Source organism: Belliella calami, from assembly GCF_022549695.1.
GTDB lineage: Bacteria > Bacteroidota > Bacteroidia > Cytophagales > Cyclobacteriaceae > Belliella > Belliella calami.
Genome location: NZ_JAKZGS010000015.1, coordinates 1 through 20,388, shown reverse-complemented (window position 1 = coordinate 20,388; position 20,388 = coordinate 1). Strand labels below are relative to the sequence as shown.

Sequence of the window (20,388 nt, the reverse complement as noted above, 5' to 3'; positions counted from 1 at the left end):
GTTATCTATTATCCCAGCCTTTATTGAGTCGGAATTTTTCATCAAGTTCATTCAAACTCACCTTAACACTGAATACATGGGAATATGGAGTCTGTGAAACACCTCCTATATCTGACAATGCATAGTCAATTTGGAATTTTTCATTCAGATAAACACCAAGACCAAAACTTGGCTTCCATGCAAAGAAAGTTGAATTGTCAAAATCTTTGATTCTTTGGACACTACTCCCTCCTGCTCTCAAAAACACCAAATTCCTGTAAGCAGCTTCCAAACCCAATCGTGGATCGACACTCACCAAATTGGTAGCAAAAATGGTATTCCTTCTTCCATCAAAGGTGAAATCCAAATCAAAAACTCCTTGAAATCGAATATCATCATTCATCTCAAAATCTCTGGAAACACTGAAAATTGCCCTTGGCAAAGTCAATTCAATAGAATTTACGGGGACTTCGTTGTCTGTTTGTGCATAGATATCCCTCACCATTTCAGCATTGTGAGACCAGGCATTGAAAGTAGAAGTTACGTCCCTTAGCATGACCCCGACCTTCCATTGATCCAATAAAACTATTCCTCCCAAGTCTAAACCAAAACCCCAAGCGTGAGCAAATTTCCCAACATTTCTATGGATTATTTTGGTATTGACGCCTACTTTGAAAACATCACTTACATCTCTGGCAAAAGACAAAAGCAATGCATAATCAGCAGCATTGAAAAACTGAATATTATTATAGTTCAAAGCGCCGTTTGCATCATATAAAAATCTAGTATCCGGAATATCATCCACTCCAAATCGAATCAAGGAAATGGCAATCTGATTATCTTCCTCAATATTTGTCGTAAATCCAGCATAATCAAATTTGGCTATACCGGCGAAATATTCGGCATGCATCAATGAAAATTCATACTCATGCTTCACTCCTATCAAGCCAGCCGGATTCCAATAAGCTGCAGTCACATCTCTCACAGAAGATACCTGAGCCCCTCCCATGGACAAAGCCCTTGCACCTATTCCGATATTCATAAATTCGTTGGAGTATTTGGGAACAATGGACTGAGCCTTGACTTTGGCAAAGCTAAAGACAAGCAGTAAGACCATAATATATTTAAAACCCCTCATAAACCTGTAGAAATCAGAAACGCAAAGTAAAAATAAAAACAACAGTTTTTGCGTAATTCCAATAAAATTAAAGTTCATTATAGATTAAAAACATGTACGATTCCGCACATAAAAATGTACGATTCGATAGCATCCCAATTTGCTATGATTGAAGTTGCAACTTACCTTCAAAAAAAAACACTTGACCACTATTTTTTCAAAAAGTGCTTTAAAATCAAAATAGAGAATATTTTTTTTATTTTTTCCAAAAATCAAATTCACAGACTGCCTAGAAACTGGTATAACAAGGTAGCTTATTTAACTTTGGTATAATTTTTCTTTCATTCTTGGCATGGGTGAATGGATGGAGGTATCAAATCCATTGAATTTGCCATTGAAAAAAAATCTAAATTAGAGAATTTATGAATGCTTCAAATACACAAATCCAAATGCGAAAAGGCCTTTTGGAATTTTGCATTTTGCATATAATCTCCCGCGGTGAGGTATATGCATCGGACATGATTGATGAACTGACTGAAGCCAAAATGATCGTGGTCGAAGGGACACTTTATCCGCTCTTAAATAGACTAAAAACTGCTTCCCTTGTATCCTATAAATGGGTAGAATCTGAGTCTGGCCCTCCCAGAAAATACTATTCCATCACTGATGAAGGAAAAGATTTTCTACTAACCCTTGACCAAACATGGGAATCATTGGTAAAATCGACTCTGTTAATAACTTCAAAGCGCTAAAACATGAAAAAGACAATAAGTATCAATATCAGCGGTATCCTTTTTCATATTGAAGAGGATGGCTTTGCAACCTTAAAAAAATACCTAGATGCTATCAACAAGCACTTTTCCCACTACGAAGACAATCAGGAGATCATCTCTGATATTGAAAATCGAATAGCGGAGATTTTCTTGAGCAATCTCAAAAACAACAAACAGGTAATCACTGCCAAAGATGTTGAAAATTTGATTGAAAAAATGGGGACGATAGCTGATTTTAAAGCTTTGGAAGAAGCTGAGGAAAAAACTATTGAAAAGGAGGAAAATTCTGAACCTGAAAATGACTTCTATAAGTATATAACACCTCCTGGAGAAAATGCAAGTAAAGGCTACAAAAAGATCACGAGGATGGAAAAAAGCAAAATCCTAGGTGGGGTATGTGCTGGTTTTGCCAATTATTTCTCCATCGATCCGCTTTGGACGAGATTGATAGCGATTTTGCTCCTATTTAGTGGGAACTTGAAGCTTGGAGGCTTCAATTGGATGCCTTGGAATGCAAGTTTCAGTTTCTCAATAGGAATATTTGCTTTGATTGCATATATCGTTTTATGGATAATTTTGCCGGTATCATTTGACGATCCCGAAGACAAGAATGTCAAAAAACTCTACAGAAACCCAGACGATAGGACACTCGGGGGTGTAGCGAGTGGATTGGCTGCATACTTTGGAATTGAGGTTTTATGGGCAAGACTGATTTTCATAGCCTTAATATTTGCCGGTGGTTCTGGATTGGTCATATACCTTATTCTTTGGATCATTACCCCTGCTGCCAAATCCATAACGGAAAGAATCCAAATGAAAGGTGGTGCCATTACCCTTGACAATATTGAATTGACAATCAAGGAAAACATGAGTCCAAACCTCAATAAAGAAGAAAGTGCTGGAAAGAAGATTTTGATCGCACCATTCAGGGTTTTGGGAATGATTATTAACGGAATTGGTGCGGCATTGGGTCCATTAGGTATTGTATTGCTGACAATCATTCGAGTATTTTTTGGCTTAGTAATCTTTATAATTGGTTTGGCCATTACGATCACACCTATTACTGCATTGGCTGCATATTTTAATTTGATTCCTTTTGCTGATTTGTATTACTTCGAACGCCAACAAATCCCCACAGATTGGCTTACTGAAATAGTACCAGTTTGGTTAGCTGTAGCTTCTTCAGTAGCAATTCTAATTCCTGGTTTAGTTTTGATAATTCTTGCAATCAGTGTTTGGATAAGAAGAAACATTCTTGATTCACGGACAGGATTGATCACATTCGGTATTTGGCTTTTGAGTATTGGAATATGTGTGTTCCAGATTCCTAAGGTAGTGTCCCAATTCAAAGTGAACGCAACCCATACGCAGGTAAATGAATTCGATATGGACAATCGTATTTTAGTAATAAATGCTTCAAACAGCAATCTAAATTCCTCTTTCAGACAGCAAGTCACATTAGAAATCAATGGAAAGGATACTGGAAAACCAGAATTGATCCAGAAGTTCCAAGCAAGAGGTAGAACAAAAGAAGATGCATTAAATAATGCTAAATCAATACCTTACACATTCAACCTGCAAGACAGTATCTTAACAATCAATAGGTCTATTGAGATGAATACTTTGGAAAAATTCAGAGTGCAAGAATTGGATTTGATTCTCGAAATTCCTTATGATCAAGTTTTTGTCATGGATAAATCTACCTTGCCAATAATCCGAAACACTTTGACAAAAAATGGCTATAAAATCCGAGATGTAAATAGTAAAAATCATTGGGTATTTAACTCAGATGGTCTTTTGTGTCTCACATGCCGATCTGAGCATAAGAAAAGTGAAGCTGATTCTATATCAAGGGCAAATTTTAATGCAGCCTATTTTATGAAAAAAGATTAGAATAGATGTAAAAATAAAATACTCGTCGGCAGACAACAGTTAACTGTCAACAAAACTACAAATCGTTCATCCGGCATTCTATTGTTTGGCTACGTGCAAGAAAACCTGAAGATGAGTTGGGTTTGGCAATAAGGGAGGCATACCGAAAAGGTGGAGTCGCAGTAATACCTGCATTTGCGGTAGGAAGAACGCAGCTGATTTTGAACTACCTCCACAGCCTACAACAGAAAGGAAAAATACCAAATATCCCAATCTATGTAGATAGCCCGATGGCGATAGATGTTACCAACCTATACAAAACTTATGGCAGCTATCACAGATTAAAGCCTCTGCTTGAAGAAGAAGGCTGCAACCCATTTACAAATAAAAATCTACATTATTACCAATCTCAAGAAGCATCAATGTCCCTAAATGCACTCAGAGGAGATGCAATAATAATATCTGCAAGTGGAATGGCTACAGGGGGAAGGGTTATGCATCACTTATATAACCGATTGCCAAACGAACAGGACTCAATTATTTTCGTAGGCTATCAGGCAAAAGGAACTCGAGGAAGAAGACTGCTAAATGGTGAAGATCATTTGAGAATGTATGGATTAAATATTCCTGTAAAAGCGTCCATTTGTTATGTTGAAGGACTATCAGCACATGCGGATCAGGAGGAATTCATTGATTGGGCACAAGGTTTTGTTTCAAAACCGAAAATGACTTTTTTGATTCATGGAGAGGATGAAGCAAGAAAAGCCTTGAGCCAAAAATTGAATGAAGAACTGGGTTGGAATTCAATCATTCCGGAATATTTAGAGAGTTTTGAGCTTTTCGAAGGAATTTAACGGCTGAAGAAAAAATAAGGCTTAAATTTGGCGAATGGAACAAAATAACAAAGAAGAGTCGAAACAAATAAACAATCCGCTCCATGGTGTGAGGCTCATCGACATGCTTGAATACTTGGTAAAGGAGTATGGATGGAATAGTCTTGGTGCCAAGATCAATATTAGGAGTTTCAATAATAATCCATCAATGAATTCCAGCTTGAAATTTTTAAGAAAAACAGACTGGGCGAGAAAGAAGGTAGAGGACCTATATATCAGAACTAAAGAGCGAGAAGAATTCAAATAAATGTTTCTCAAAAAGCTTCTCCAAAAGTAAAATAAATTTGGAAATCTTCACTCGGAGAAGTCGCAAAATCAAGCCTTAAATTCAATTTTTCCTTTTTACTCAACTGAAATCTACCTCCTAGACCATAAGTAAATTTGCTTTGGTTAAATTGGAAACTATTATTTCTTGAAAAAACATTCCCAACCCCAGCAAATCCTACCGCTCCCCATCTCGGCAGAAACTTCCATCTATATTCTGCTTGGGCCAAAGCCAGATTACTATCCCTAAACTTCCCTTCGAACAAACCTCTCAATAATCTATTGCCTCCTACCATTGGAAGACCGAAAAAGGGCATATCTCCAAACATCAATTCTGAATAAGCATTCCAAACCAAGACTGACTTCTCTGTGATGCTATGGACACTTCTAAAATCTATTAACATTTTACTGAAATTGTATTGACTTCCAATAGATTTATGGAAAGTTTGGAAACTTGATTCAACTAATACACCTCTACTAGGATATAACTGACTATCTCTCGAATCAAAATAAATAATCGGTCCAATTCCACTCAATCTCCCACCATTGGAACCTAAGATATCTCCACTGTCCAAAAGTCCACTAGCTTTCACAGAAGTAATCTCAAAATCATCATAATGATATCGAAAACCAAGGTAAAGATTTGATTGAACCTTACGAAGGTAATCAAACTTTAATCTCGGAAAAGTTGCATCAAATTGCTCTCGATCAGAGTCTTGTACAGTGGCACCTATTCCATAAAAAAAATAGACATAACGATACCATCCTATTTCACCAGCGAAAAGATTTTTATTTTCCTCTGTGAATATTCTCCAACTTCCATATGCCAAAAACTGATTAAACAGTGTATATGCACCGCCCAAGGCCACTTGGCTTTCAAAGGTGTCTTCATGTTGATCACCAATTTTGAAATTTGCTACTGCCCCTGCACCAAATGACCACGAGGTCTCTGGAGTATAATATACGAGCGGCAAAACGGAAACTACAGGCTTTTTGTTAGCTATAGAATCTTGATTTGCCTCAGAAAAAGAAACACTTCCAAACAAAAACAGAAATAAAATAGCGAGACGCTTTTGCATTGTCAAATATACGGACTTGTAAAGATATCCGATGAGTATAACATTATTTGAGTACCCTTAATGATGCACGTTAGAAAAAAGTACCTTTAAATGATGTGGATTCTCGTCAAAAGCTTGTGAGCCCGTTGCGTAACAATAATGTTGTAAGGTGGACAAGGATAGGAATCAAAAATCGCATACACTCATGGCAGACAATTGTCGCAAAAAGTCAACTGCACTTCAAGTCATTCATCAAATATTCTATTAAATGGCTACGTATCAAAAAACGAATACAAATACAATTTGTTTACGTGACAAACTTATCCTACAGCATTTTTGGTTTTTTCTATATGTATATACGCTTTCTTGCCACAAACCATTATAAATATACCTAAAAGGAGATATATCCAATCTGTTGACTGTTGACTGCCCACTATTGACGATTATCCGCATGATCTAGCCTTATTAATTTTCTTTCTGGCAAAATTGCGGATATTCATATTTTTTATGGTATTTGGATTAATTATCCTTCCCATCCACCAGTTGATCAATCCAAGTCCCTAAATCTTCCGCCGTTGTTAAACCAAGTTTCTTTCGAAGTCTATACTTTTTCATCTGCACTGTTTTTACTTGTACATAAGTAAAACTAGAAATCTCCTTAGTTGTAAACTTCAAACGGATAAAAGCACATAATTTCAATTCTTCGATGGAGAGGTTTGCATCCAGACCCTCCAAAGCTTTCCAAAATTCTACATGGACTTCTTTGAACTTTGCCAAAAAAGCAGGATCATTTGATTTAGCTGATTCCAGTATGTCATTATGTGCATCCAAAACTTTCTTTTCAAGGATTTCTTTCTCATCCTCCAGCTTTTTGTACTCAAGGTTTGAAATGTTTTTATGAAGTCTACTTTTAGCTATTATGGCTAGTAAAAACAGAAAAACAATTAAAATAATCAAAAACCCAATCCATAGGTTATAACTTTGAAATCCTCCAATATTTATACTTTTATCTTTCAGCGTATCTGAAAAAAGAATTTTAGAAAGCCGATTTTGACTCAAATCAAAATCGGCTTTGCTTTTAAGGTTTAAAATTTCCGATAAACACAAACTCATCTTCTCATTATCCCCTACTTGCTTGTAATATGACAGTAGAATTTGAAGCACATCTGTTTTCAATTCAGATTTTTGCATCACTTCAGCAAAAATCAATGCAGACTCAAGATATGCAACAGCTTTCACAAAATCTGATTCTACAAGCCAATACTTGCCAGCTGCCAAATTCAATTGATATTTGATATCAACCTGACAACTTGGATCTTCCAATGTTTGATCCAACAAGGACAAATAAAGTGAAGTCGAATCCATATCATTCTGAATAGTTTGATAATAATCCAAAAGGACAGGGATCTCAAGTGTAGCCTTTCTATAAGAAATAGCTTTGTAACTAAAGTGCAAGGCTAAAGTAATGTCATTAATCTTATTGCATAAAGTGGCTCTTAAAGCGTATAAATCACCTATTAGAACATTTTGGTCAGTTTCAGAACGACTTTCAATTGATATTTGGATAGCTTTTATATTATAAGTCAGTGCCAATTCAGTCATTCCGATTTGGCTATACAATTTTGAGGCTTCTTGATAATAAAGAATCTTCAGAAACGAATCTGCTTTTGTGATAAAACCCTCCTCAATTTCGTGAAACATTTCCACAGCCTGATCATACCTTTCCAAATCTATCAACAATCCAAGAAGTTGAATTTTCACCAGAATTTCAATATTGGTATCTTTTCCATCAATGGTATTGGAGGCTAATAGCTGATTCAGCCACTCTATTGCAGATATATAATTACCACCCTTTTTAAACTCACTTACTGAATCCAAAATGTACGCTTGTCTCTCACTAAATCCATTTGCTGAATGTCCGACGAATATCAAGACATAAAGCAAAAAAGCACGTATTTTCAAATCCATCAAATAGAATTTTTTTTCAATTCCAACCAACCTTTTACCTTTCGCGAAATAAAATTCACATGATTTAACCTCTCTATTTTCTTATAATGGTTACTGGAACATTAGGAAGCTAACATTACTATGTTCTAAAGATGCTGAAGACAACATTTCTATATCTTGCATCTTATTGCTGACCCTTACGATCCCTTTATTCTTGTAACTACTATGTATGGTCCTAAACACTAAATCCAGATCCTTTACATTTCCAACAAAAAACACATCTGGTTCAACTTTCAAAACTTGTATTTTGGTTTGAAATCTTATAATAGAAGAACTTGACCATATACAATTGAAATTCCTCCCTGATAATGCCGATTTAATCCTTTTTATCCTTTCTTTGTCATCATCCAAAATAATGTAACTTATCTTATTCATACTCAATAATTAAACAACTGCTAATAAAATTTTAAAAAACATAAAGCAAATAATCTTCTGGATTGAACTAAATCTTAAATCCAAAAGCACCTTCTTTTAAACCCAAACAATCAAATCAATATTTAATAGTAACATCAACTGATAATTGAGACCGACTGAGCGTTATTCTTTCGTCAGTCTAATCAGGAATAAATTGAGATTTACTGCTGATGATAGATTTAGCTTTTTCCTTAACCTGTATTTTCTTGATTCCACAGACCTGACAGAACTTTTAGTCAAAACAGCTATTTCTTTGGTACTCAAGTCAAGTCTAATGAAAAAGCAAGTCTTCAAATCCATGGAGTTCATTTCAGGTATCATCTCTTCAAGTTTTGCGACAAATTTTGGATACTTCTTTGCAAATTCAACGATAAACAAATCACTGAAACCCGAGCCAACAAATGACTTTAACCAATCGTGCTTTCCAGCATTGAACTGAAAAAAATTGTTGCTATCAACACTTACTCTTTCTTTTTCAATTCCCACCATTGGGTTTGAAATAGATCTCACATTCAAATTACTATTGTAGTAGTTTTCCATATTAATTTTGTTTAAAATTCCCTAACCAATTATTTTCTACTAATAAAAACTTTCTCAAATAAGTGCTTAAATGGTCAAAAAGCGAAATAACTAGGTTCTACAAAAGTACTACAGAGTGAAAATTACAGTAAAAAGCCACCCTAATTCAACATTACAAAGTCAAAAAAAATGGTAGTGTTGCTATTTTTTTGGATAAATAAAAAATTTTTAAATTTTATGAAAATTAGCTAATCAGAAGAAAAATATGATGGATTACAAATTTCCAAATGGAAAATAAAAACAGAATTTCATTATAAATTAAAAACAAAAAAGAGATGGAGAAAATCAAAAAACGACCCCCTTGTTATCTTTCAAGTTGACAAAAATAACCAACATAAACTATTCAACTTTCAACAGTCAATAGCAATGATGCAGGCTGTGGTCTTGCCTGATTTTCGGTGAAGGAAATCAGATAGCCCTAGAACCTATCATGTATTACGAATAAAGGTTAGAAACTAGTGTTGCCTAGCAAAATCAACTGATGCTCCCATTATAATAAAGACATGATTTTGAATGGCTAAATGAAAAATAGCACTTAAGAAAACATTGAAAAATGACTACGCCCTATTGGACGTAGCCAAACAATATCTCTTCAGGTGAAAGATTTGAATTGTTACCTATTATCTGTAGTCTTCAGCCCAGATGCACATAAAATTGACTAGAGCCCCCGACATATGAATTATCAAATTACCTAAGATATAACGTAGCGGATATTTATTTAATGAAAACTTTAAATGTTATTTAGCCAATCTGATATTTCAACATTTGAATCTATGTTAAGTTTTTTTCTCAACCTATATTTCTTCATCTGAATTGTCTTAGCTTGTACAAAAGTAAATCTAGCAATATCCTTGGTATTGAAATGCATAAATAACATGGCGGCAAATCGGAGCTCTTCCGTAGTCAATGTGGGCTCCATATCATTAATTTTTGAATACCACTCATTATAAACTTCTTTAAATCTTGCAATAAAGGCAGGATCGTTATTTTTCACGAGATCAACAAGTTCTTTTATTGCATCCTGATTTGCTTGATAACGAACTTCCGAAATCTCAATGTCTTTTTGTACCACTTCATCTTCCAAAATGTTTTTTTCTTTTCTGACCTTATAAAATTTTATAAAATACTTAATTGTAAAGAAAAGTATGATCAATCCCAAGAAGATCACCAATCCGATAACTGCCTTCAATTTCCATTTTTCTTGATTAAAAGCTGTTGTTATTTCCTTTTTTATGGACTCAGAAGCCCTATTTACACCAGACTTACTTATTTTATTCAAACTATCCGTAACGGCTAAATAGGACTTGTTATAAATCTTATAATTCTCTGTATCGTCAAGATCATCATAGATCTTAAAAAGAGTCTCATATATATGCTGCTGAGCGACCAAATCACCAATTAAAATTGACAAATCCTTAGAATTCTGGTAATAGTAGATCGCACTGTCGAATTGTTGTGTTTTATAATATACAGACCCTAAGTTCATATCAACATAAAGTTCAGCAGCTTTATTGATACTTTCTATAGCTTTTGCTTTGTGGGCATAGTAAATTGCAGAATCATACTTTTCAATTTCAGCATAATTTCCACAGAGGTTGATATACTGCTCAATCAAAGTCCTTTCTTTCAATGTTTTATCACTCAATTTTTCATATTCTGTTATAGCTCTTTTAATTGAGTTTATAGACGAATCTGCAGGGTATTCCATTTCAAAGTACAACCCACCTCTTATGTGATGAATTCTACCAACATTATGATGTTTTAAATCGCCCTTAAGGTTTTTCGCCAATTCTTCAGCTTTTTCCAAGGAATTGAATGCCTCATCAAAAAAACCCAGTTTAACGAAAGCAAAAGCCTTGACCTGGTAAGATTTGATTTTAGAAAAGTAGGAGTTTTCTGAGCTCAATGGGATATCTTCTATTCTCCCCAAAAATTCAAGCGCTTTTTCATATTGACTTTTTTCCATGTAAAGTTCACTTATGTTTAATAAGGTCCTAAACATGCCTCCTTCATAACCTATTTTTTCAGAATTTTCATACAGTTGAAGGTAAGTATTGTAATTCTCTTCAAAAGAATAATCTGACCTGACGATATTGAGCATACTGTCAATTTGACTTTTTGTATACTGATCGGCTATACATGGCCGAGAAGTCAGAAAACTACACAAAACAGTCAAAACTAAATAAATATTCGAACTCTTTCCCAAAACAAAAACTAAGTAATAATTTTATCAAATAAACAATACAATTATAATAAATCGAATGCTATTTACATATGGTTTTATGAACCATTTTTAATCTTACCAACAAAAAAATAAAATTAGAATTGTTTAGAGAAAAAATTCGCTATAAAAATTCTGAAAAACCCATTCTAAAATCTAAAAATTCAGTAACCACGGCAAATACCACGGGGAACCACACCCAAGGGCCATGATTACTGAGAGATCATAGATATGATTTTCGATAAAAATATTTCTATTTCCAATAATTCCAAACCGCTCCATCAAAAACGGCCAAAGCTTTTGCATCCGTATCATAACACATCATGCCTGGGTAAGGACTCGGCACATTCAAGTGTGGAGAGGCTATTTTTGGAAGGATCATGGCTTTGTCAGGTGATTCTAGCACCAATACTCCATTTGCATCAGAGGTTCTGGATCCTATTACTGTCTTTTTACCATTTGAAGGACCTGAGTAAGGCAAGAGCGCACTTCCATCCCCTTCATCAGAAAGGTTGAGCCAAACTCCATTGGCATATACTTTCACTATTTGATCATTTTTATCAAAGAGAAAAGTACCATTTGAGGGAGTGGAAGGCAAAGATTCTACTGCGGGTATGACAATTCCCTTGGTCGTACCTGCAGCAAAATCCAACAATGTACCCTCACCTCCATCAACTGTCTGCTTTTCGATGGCTGTTTGTGCGATTGCAAAACTTGTTGCTATGCATAAGTTTATGCAAATCAATAATATAGTCTTTATGTTATCCATTTTTTACATTTTAAATATCTTATTTCAAGGCAATTAATTTTATTTTAGAATTAAAAGCCTTTCCAAATAGGCATAATTTGGAAAGGCTTTCAATACTAATTATTACAACTTCTTTGGATACAATTCCAAGTTGTTCCATTATACAATTTGATGCATTCGTCATCGATCTCATAGACCAACATTCCTTCTACAGGTTCAGGTACGTCATTAACATTTTGCACCCTAGTAATTACAAACCCTTGATTTTCAGATTCAATTGCTAAAAACCCATTTGGAACGCCTTGAGGCCACCCTTCGAAACCTTCCCTGTCTGAAATACCTCTCTGTGTAAATTCAGTGGCTGGATCGGTAGAACCTGGTTGAGTACAAAATCCACAATTAGTCAACAAAATTTCATTAGAAACCAATGGGGCTTCTTCTGAACATGGGTTATCAGGTTGTACAACCAATTCAAATATACTAGAAACAAAATTTTCTGTATTAAATATTTGATTTGTTATATCTATGAGAACATCTATTGAGCTTTGTCCTGTTGGGATTGTAAGGTCCTCAATTTCGATATAAGCTTCTCCGATAGGGTCAAATCCTAATACTCCACTAACTCCATTGTTGAAATCAATTGATGCTATACTTTGACCAACATCATAATACACTCTTAAATTAGCTCCTGTGATCTCCGTGTCTTGATTGTTAAAATTGAGGGTGTAGATGACTTGATCTCCAATTTCCAAGCAAGCTTCATTTACTTCATAAAGTAATTCAACATTTGGTACAGTAGCAGAATTTGCCTCAAAACCAACTTGACTGAATTCTCCCCCAGCTGGATTAATACTACTATAGGAATTTCCTGATTCCTCAACTGTAAAATTACTTGACGTATTATAAACAGCTGATATCCCATCAGTGGATCTCACATTTATATATAGGAATGTGGTTCCAGAAGGCAATTCTAAACCATTGATCACAAAATTATTAGGATCAAATGTAAATGGTGTTGGTGCAGAGAACTCAGCGTCATTGTAAGTATCTGAAACGAATTCAAGTCCGTTAGGAAGAGTTTGTGATACATTGATTATTTTGGTATCACAGTTACTATTGACAAAACGCATTCTCATGGTAGTTTCAATACAACTAGGTACATCTTCACTCTGAGTGAAATCCTGAACAATAGAAATGTTATCTACCGTTGGTGGAAGTGCTAAAGCACATTCGAAGGAAATGTCTCCAATATCCAAGGATCTAAGCGTTTGAAGTGCATTTACTCTATCTACTTCAAAAACAACATCAATTCTTTCAATTGCTCTATTGAATCTTACATTGGCTGTAGAGTGCAAGAATGTAAGCCCTCGATATTGTTTGGTACCAACAACCTGATTCCCCATAATTTCATAAGTTGTGGCTGCTGTTGGGTTTGTTGCATGTGTGATTTTTGGAAGGACTACATTGCCATCACAATCATATCCTATGACAGTAAACTTATTTGCATTTTCCAAATATGTATTTATGTTGGAAATTTGGAAACTTGCACCTGCAACCGTCTGATTCAAAACAATACTATGAATTGCTTCCAAATCTTGATTATCTCTCCTTCTAGACAAAAACCAACGGCCATAAGGACGTGGGTAAGCATTTGGTGCATATTCAATACCAGCAGGGAAATTTGCCTCCATGTTTACTATCAAATCACCTTGATTAGTGGTACCTATCGTTTCAGGATCCATCACGTTTGATATCCTTTCAGCACTTGTATCCCAGCTTCTTCCCGTTTTGAATGTGAATGAACCACCCGTACAGACATCACAATTACTTGGGGCTATAACACCCGCAAAACTCATGTACTTTACACCTTCTGTAAACAAGAAATTAAATGTAGCAATCCCTCCTTCATATGACGCTGCTGGCAGTTTGACGAGGTTATTTGTGAAATTTTCGTCATCTGCCACCCAAATTTCAATATCAGAATTAAAATCAAAATCATTAAGATCAATTTGCAACCAAATTGGTTCTGGATTCCCATTTGTTTCTACCCTCCATATTTTATTTGTCCTAGAAATAGGGATATCCAAAGGAAGGCCAGTACAAGGATCTATATCTGCTTCTGTTTCACCTGTCAAATTATTGTCTCCAAACATTATAAACGTGCTGTTTTCCTCAAATTCAACTCGTGTTGGATCTGTATTGCTTGATCCAAAATCCCTAGATGTTGCTACTATCAATTTAGCCTCTGAAACTGGATTTTCTGAAGAAGATACATTTTGGGATAAAACAGAGCTATCATCTCTTCCTAAACCGAAAACATTATTATGGAAGTCGGGGTTAGAGCTTCCTTCCCAAACAATATTGCCAGTGGAAGAAACATAATCAAATGTTCCTGTATTAAAATCTCCTGACCTCAAAGTAGAACCATACTTAATCGCCAAATAACTGTCTACCCTATTTTGCTCTTCTGTATCTAGCTCTCTGCTATAATAGATGGATTCGCCAATGTTTCCGTTGTAAGCACCGTAGTTGGTATCTTGACCAATTCTGTAATGATTTGTGCTTACTGTTATATTATTTACCGTATTAAACGATTCAAAGAAACCATTATAACGTGTATTGAATAGCAAGTTACCTGCCGTGCTACCTGCACCATTTCTCCAAGTAGATCCTAGCAAATTTGGTATCGTTATATCAATTGGGTTTGCCAGTTGGGTTGTGAAATTATTGTTAAAAATCAAATAATTATTATTTACCATTCTATGCCATCCAGGGAAGTCCATAGAAGGATCAAATCCTAATATTCCGGCGCCATATCCATTGGTATTATCTTTTGCGGCAAAGTATAAAGTTCCTTCTGTCTTGATGGTAGAAGTAGGAAATGTATAGGACATCCATTGTACTGAAGTACGGGTAAATCTTACTGTTGGGTTAAAATTAAGCATTACATCAGGTGTGTAAATTGGTCTTCGGGCTGCTGTGGGTTGACTAAAATCGATCCCTGAGCTGTTGAATTCACCCCATTGTTGAATTGACTGACCTGAACTTGCCAAGTTACTTCCTTCATCTGTATAGACAAACGCATCTGCACGATGCCAAGCACCAAGACCAGCATTAACTCCACCTGGCCCAAAATTGAACCCCGCCAAGGTAAAATAAGCCCCATCATTTAGGGTTACAGTTGCAGTTGCATGGTCAATCCCGTTCAGGTTGACAATATTATTCATCTCGTAAAATTCATCTTGATCTGTAAACACTTCATCATCGCTGACAACCAAGTGAAGATTCCCCAGTACAGCAGGCCAAGCGACTGTGACTGTACCCACATCATTGGTGTTTTGAACTTTCCAAATAGATTCAAAACGGAAATTTAACTCAGATCCATTCGGTAGATTTGTAATCAAAAATTCGACAATACCACTTTGAGACAGTCCATTATCACCCACCATCAAAGACTGATCGTCAGAAAGTGAGACTACATTCAACTCATTTGAATTTGCCAATCCAGTTGTGCTAATAACCAATTGTTGACTTGGATTGATACTTCGAGATTGCTTCTGGTCAAACGAAGAAGCTTCACTCTTGGCTATACCGAATACATTATTATAGTAAGTACTATTTGCTGTTGCATCCCAAATCACTGACTCACTGGCACTCAAATAATCATTTGTATTTTCTAAAGTAATTCCATACTTGATTGCCAAATAAGACTCCACCCTTCGCTGTGCTTGAGGAGACAATTCTCCTTCATACAAGATGACTTCCATAATCTGACCATTCCATCCATACACATTATTGTCTTGATGGTTATCTCCTCCACTCGCAATCCCAAACCCCTTGTCACTGTAATTCATCGCCACATCACCATTACCAAAAACAGAAGGCCCTCCATTTTGTGAAATAAAGAAAGATATATTATCAGGTGCAGGCCTAGAACCAGACTTGATGATGCTAGGCATACCTGCTTCAAACGTGCCATTACTGGAATAAACAGTCAAGTTTCTAAATTTACCAATCGAGGGATTACTTGAATTACTACCAACGTTACCTACAGCAAAAGACTTCTCATTAACAGTCGGGAGGTTATTTACCTGTGAAACATCTGTCATCCCAAAAATATAATTTCTTTGCAAAACAGGCGAAACATTTGGTAAAGCCACGGCAAATGTCGTGATGCCATTTGTACCAGGTGCTATACCTCCTTCCAAGCTATTCAACCCTGCATGGGGGTTTCTAACAAAAGCCATAGAAGGATTGAAGTTAATCCCGTTTTCACCAGTCAAATAGGTGGGTCTTCTATTCAAAGTGGGTTGATTGATGATGATGCTTTGATCTACTTGGTCTATCAAAGAATTGATTCTATCTCCATCTAAATCAATGCCAATATCAGCTCGATACCATCTTCCTAAACCTAAGGCTACACCTCCTGGTGAATTTGCAAACCCAGCGAGGGTAAAAAAATCGCCATCATTGAAGTTGACTACTGCTGTATTGTATTCAACACCATTGATTGTGACTATGTTGTCCATAGAAACGAAATCGTCGCTAGAATCAAAATTGGCATCAGAAGAACGTATTAAATGAAGGTTATTAATTCCTACTGGCCAAGCTATTGTCACAGCGCCAACAGTATTTGTATTTTGGACTTGCCATATGGCAGAAAAATGATTATTGATTACACCTCCAGATCCTATATGTGCTAGAGGTACCTCAAGCTGTGTTTTGAGACCATTATCCCCCCACACTAAAAACTGACCATCTACAAACTCATTGGTATTGGATGAATTAGATTCAGACAAACTATTGCCATTTCCTATCAGGATTTGCCTTCCAGCATTTTGGGACATTGATTGCTTTTGGTGTAAGCCTGACTCATCATCCCTTCCGATTCCTGCAATATTGTTGTTGAATACACTAGAATTGAAGAAAACATTATCATTGGCGTCAACATAGTCTCCAACTTTCGTAATTCCATATTTCAATGCTAAATAAGATTCTACCCTATTGACAGTTACCAAATCATGTTTGCCTTCATAGACTATCACCTCAGCTATGTCTCCATTCCAGAAGGCTGAGTTTGCTCCAGAAGATCCAATTCTAAATGGCGCATTATTGGCATAATTTGGGTTGACATCTTGGCTATTCGTAAACTCTCCACCACCTTGAGCTGCGATATAATTCCTACCTGTAGCCCCTCCGCCATCAAACCCTGTTCTCACCATATTCAACCCTTGATTAGACTCAGTAACATCCCAGTTAGGTGGAGAAATTACAATTGCACTTCCTTGGTTATTTGCAAAAGTCACTACGCCCCTACTAGCAATAAAACCTGATGTAGCTTGCTGACCACTATGAAACCCATTTGAATCATTAGAAACACCAATCCCAAAAACAGCCCTATTGGCAATTTCAACATGATTTTTAGCTATGTAATAGTAGGTAGTAGCCGAATTGTTTCCTACTGGCCAAAGTAATTTTGGGCTTAGGTTATTAAACTGATGTGCTGTCACTCCTTCGAAAGAAGCTACTGGGTTGAAATTAATCGATGATGATGAACTGGGAGATTGAAGTCGCTCGAGGTGATAATCATTGACTGATTGATCTTCCCAAAAGGTATCAGCAAGACCTAAATCACCTTTGTACCAAGCTGTCATTCCTGAAACGCCACCTGGAGCAGTTTGAGCAAACACCTCCCTACTGGTGAAAATGCTCATCCAAATTGCAAATATAAATATGTATAATCCTCTCATTTTTTAATTTTTTGGAATGAAACCCCTCCCATTCGGGAGGGGTACTTAATAGACAAAAAGTAATTCATCACCCGAAAGGTTGATTACTGATTGCTCAGCATTTTTTCTATTTTTTCCAATCTAGCTTTCAGTGCTTCTATCTCTGATTGTTGTTCTGAGATTTGTTGTTGCTGCACTTCAATCTGATCTTGTTGCTCTATGGTATGTAGGAAGAGCTCTTCTATCTTTTCCAATTGTTGAATTGACAAAGCTGTCATGTCAAAAGTATAACCATGCCCAGATCTACCCAAGTCAGCGATACTTGTCACTCCAGGAAGGTGATTGTGTCTCTTGATAAATTCCTTTACATACGCCAAAGATTTGAAATTATAGTCTAGCTTGATAGACGAATGCCCTTTGAAGTATTTTTCAAAAACGTAATCAGCATAGACTGAGTTGGTGGTGTAAAGACTACCAGTTGTACTGATATTGCCATCCACATGTAATTTTACAGTAGAAGTAAGGTCATCAACACCAACTATCAAATCAGGAATCTGATCTGTCCCTATTGCCACACTACCACTTTGATAAATATCTTGAGAATTGGATCTTGCTTTGTCTGTTGTTCCTTGAGCATTCCAAGGTTCTATCATCACACTATCAATTTCAATTTTCAAAACCATATCATCATCTGATGAAATCACCATGATTTCGGTTTCTGAAAAAGTTTTACCTACATTCAAAGGATAAAATAAATCTGTCATATAAAGAGGATTTGTACCGGTCTGTAAAGTCAATGGAAATCCACCAAATCCAATTGTTGTAGGCCCTGTTAATTCTCCACCTAAAACAACTTTTCCGTCAGGGTCTATTGACAAACCATTATCCGCCTCTAAATCTGCTGATAAGGAAGACAAATCAACATTGACAGAATTACCGCCCTCGATTGATAAAGTAAGTATATTTGTTACAGGATTTAGCGAAAAATCCAAAATTGTTTGATTATCTGTATTATCTAAATATGATGATAAATCAACTGTTCCCCCATCTTCTAAAGTCAAAGTATTACCTACTAATGTCAACTCTTGATTGTCAGTATTAATATCAGAAATAGGCACTTCTAGTGTTTCTCCATCGTTTAAACTAATCACCAAATTAGCCCCATCAACTTCAAAACCTGTCACATAAACATCCAAACTCTCTATCAATTGCGTGAGGTTTTGGATCACTGTAGCATCGGTAAGTACATTATTGATAACGAAGTCAACAATTTCTGGTGAAGTAAAATTTAGAATATCCTCAATATTACTAATAACCGTCTGCGGTACATCTATGATAGCACCGATACCTACAGGATTACCATCTGCATCAATATTATCCTCATTAAAATAAGAATAAGTACCATCGTTGTTGTCTATCAAAAGCGTTACTGTCTCATTGGCTTTTACGATCTCGGATAGGTTGATCGTTTCCACATCTCCATCCTCGTTTACATAAGAGAAATCAGTCCCGTCAAAAGTCACGTTGCCTGATACATTCTCGGTGATAAAGGTACTCAATAGCTCTCTGACGTCTCCATCTTGGATGATCGTCTCAAACTCGCTGATCACTGCCGAAGGAATATCTATCAATACTCCAGGTGCGATCGGATTGCCATCCACATCTATGCTCTCTTCGTTGTAGTAGGTATATGTTCCATTGGACGTATCCAAAAGTAGTGTTACTGTCTCATTGGCTTTTACGATCTCGGATAGGTTGATCGTTTCCACATCTCCATCCTCGTTTACATAAGAGAAATCAGTCCCGTCAAAAGTCACGTTGCCTGCTACATTCTCGGTGATAAAGGTACTCAATAGCTCTCTGACGTCTCCATCTTGAATGATCGTCTCAAACTCGCTGATCACTGCCGAAGGGATATCTATCAATACTCCAGGTGCGATCGGATTGCCATCCACATCTATGCTCTCTTCGTTGTAGTAGGTATATGTACCATTGGCCGTATCCAAAAGTAGTGTTACTGTCTCATTGGCTTTTACGATCTCGGATAGGTTGATCGTTTCCACATCTCCATCCTCGTTTACATAAGAGAAATCAGTCCCGTCAAAAGTCACGTTGCCTGCTACATTCTCGGTGATAAATGTACTCAATAGCTCTCTGACGTCTCCATCTTGAATGATCGTCTCAAACTCGCTGATCACTGCCGAAGGGATATCTATCAATACTCCAGGTGCGATCGGATTGCCATCTACATCTATGCTCTCTTCGTTGTAGTAGGTATATGTACCATTGGACGTATCCAAAAGTAGTGTTACTGTCTCATTGGCTTTTACGATCTCGGATAGGTTGATCGTTTCCACATCTCCATCCTCGTTTACATAAGAGAAATCAGTCCCGTCAAAAGTCACGTTCCCCGCTACATTCTCAGTGATGAATGTACTCAATAGCTCTCTGACGTCTCCATCTTGGATGATCGTCTCAAATTCGCTGATCACTGCCGAAGGGATATCTATCAATACTCCAGGTGCGATCGGATTGCCATCTACATCTATGCTCTCTTCGTTGTAGTAGGTATATGTACCATTGGATGTATCCAAAAGTAGTGTTACTGTCTCATTGGCTTTTACGATCTCGGATAGGTTGATCGTTTCCACATCTCCATCCTCGTTTACATAAGAGAAATCAGTCCCGTCAAAAGTCACGTTGCCTGCTACATTCTCGGTGATAAATGTACTCA

General features: G+C 36.4%; 12 protein-coding genes and 1 pseudogene. 4 read left to right on the top strand and 9 right to left on the bottom strand.

Annotated elements, in window-relative coordinates; all coding sequences use genetic code 11:
• Position 1: 1 nt before the first annotated feature.
• The gene (locus MM236_RS15300) at positions 2 to 1,117 is read right to left on the bottom strand and encodes a putative type IX sorting system protein PorV2 (RefSeq protein ID WP_241275864.1); all 1,116 of its coding nucleotides are present in this window, start codon (positions 1,115 to 1,117) and stop codon (positions 2 to 4) included.
• Between the two features lie 401 nt (positions 1,118 to 1,518).
• Here MM236_RS15300 and MM236_RS15295 point away from each other — a divergent pair, with 401 nt between their 5' ends.
• The 4 genes from MM236_RS15295 to MM236_RS15280 all read left to right on the top strand — a co-directional run bounded on the left by MM236_RS15295 (position 1,519) and on the right by MM236_RS15280 (position 4,881).
• Positions 1,519 to 1,848 (top strand): PadR family transcriptional regulator, encoded by a 330-nt coding sequence (locus MM236_RS15295; RefSeq protein ID WP_241275863.1) that lies wholly within the window; start codon positions 1,519 to 1,521, stop codon positions 1,846 to 1,848.
• A gap of 3 nt (positions 1,849 to 1,851) precedes the next feature.
• Positions 1,852 to 3,762, top strand: a complete 1,911-nt coding sequence (locus MM236_RS15290; protein ID WP_241275862.1) for a PspC domain-containing protein — start codon at positions 1,852 to 1,854, stop codon at positions 3,760 to 3,762.
• Positions 3,763 to 3,884: 122 nt separating this feature from the next.
• Positions 3,885 to 4,595 (top strand): MBL fold metallo-hydrolase RNA specificity domain-containing protein, encoded by a 711-nt coding sequence (locus MM236_RS15285; protein ID WP_241275861.1) that lies wholly within the window; start codon positions 3,885 to 3,887, stop codon positions 4,593 to 4,595.
• A 34-nt stretch (positions 4,596 to 4,629) separates the two neighbouring features.
• Positions 4,630 to 4,881: a VF530 family protein gene (locus tag MM236_RS15280; RefSeq protein ID WP_241275860.1), complete on the top strand. Its 252-nt coding sequence runs from the start codon at positions 4,630 to 4,632 to the stop codon at positions 4,879 to 4,881.
• A gap of 7 nt (positions 4,882 to 4,888) precedes the next feature.
• On the opposite strand, the gene MM236_RS15275 is transcribed toward MM236_RS15280, so the two are convergent.
• From MM236_RS15275 to MM236_RS15240, 8 genes and pseudogenes are all read right to left on the bottom strand, one after another.
• Complete coding sequence (locus tag MM236_RS15275; protein ID WP_241275859.1) at positions 4,889 to 5,977, bottom strand: BamA/TamA family outer membrane protein; 1,089 nt, start codon at positions 5,975 to 5,977, stop codon at positions 4,889 to 4,891.
• Between the two features lie 498 nt (positions 5,978 to 6,475).
• The gene (locus MM236_RS15270) at positions 6,476 to 7,924 is read right to left on the bottom strand and encodes a helix-turn-helix transcriptional regulator (protein WP_241275858.1); all 1,449 of its coding nucleotides are present in this window, start codon (positions 7,922 to 7,924) and stop codon (positions 6,476 to 6,478) included.
• 90 nt (positions 7,925 to 8,014) lie between these two features.
• Entirely contained in the window at positions 8,015 to 8,338 is a 324-nt protein-coding gene (locus tag MM236_RS15265) for a hypothetical protein (RefSeq protein WP_241275857.1), read from the bottom strand.
• A 162-nt stretch (positions 8,339 to 8,500) separates the two neighbouring features.
• Entirely contained in the window at positions 8,501 to 8,917 is a 417-nt protein-coding gene (locus MM236_RS15260) for a helix-turn-helix transcriptional regulator (protein ID WP_241275856.1), read from the bottom strand.
• Positions 8,918 to 9,686: 769 nt separating this feature from the next.
• The gene (locus MM236_RS15255; protein WP_241275855.1) at positions 9,687 to 11,057 is read right to left on the bottom strand and encodes a tetratricopeptide repeat protein; all 1,371 of its coding nucleotides are present in this window, start codon (positions 11,055 to 11,057) and stop codon (positions 9,687 to 9,689) included.
• A 373-nt stretch (positions 11,058 to 11,430) separates the two neighbouring features.
• The gene (locus MM236_RS15250) at positions 11,431 to 11,946 is read right to left on the bottom strand and encodes a phage tail-like protein (protein WP_241275854.1); all 516 of its coding nucleotides are present in this window, start codon (positions 11,944 to 11,946) and stop codon (positions 11,431 to 11,433) included.
• Between the two features lie 95 nt (positions 11,947 to 12,041).
• Entirely contained in the window at positions 12,042 to 17,675 is a 5,634-nt protein-coding gene (locus tag MM236_RS15245) for a DUF8202 domain-containing protein (RefSeq protein WP_241275853.1), read from the bottom strand.
• Positions 17,676 to 17,758: 83 nt separating this feature from the next.
• Positions 17,759 to 20,388: pseudogene (locus tag MM236_RS15240) on the bottom strand (hypothetical protein); the annotation flags it as partial.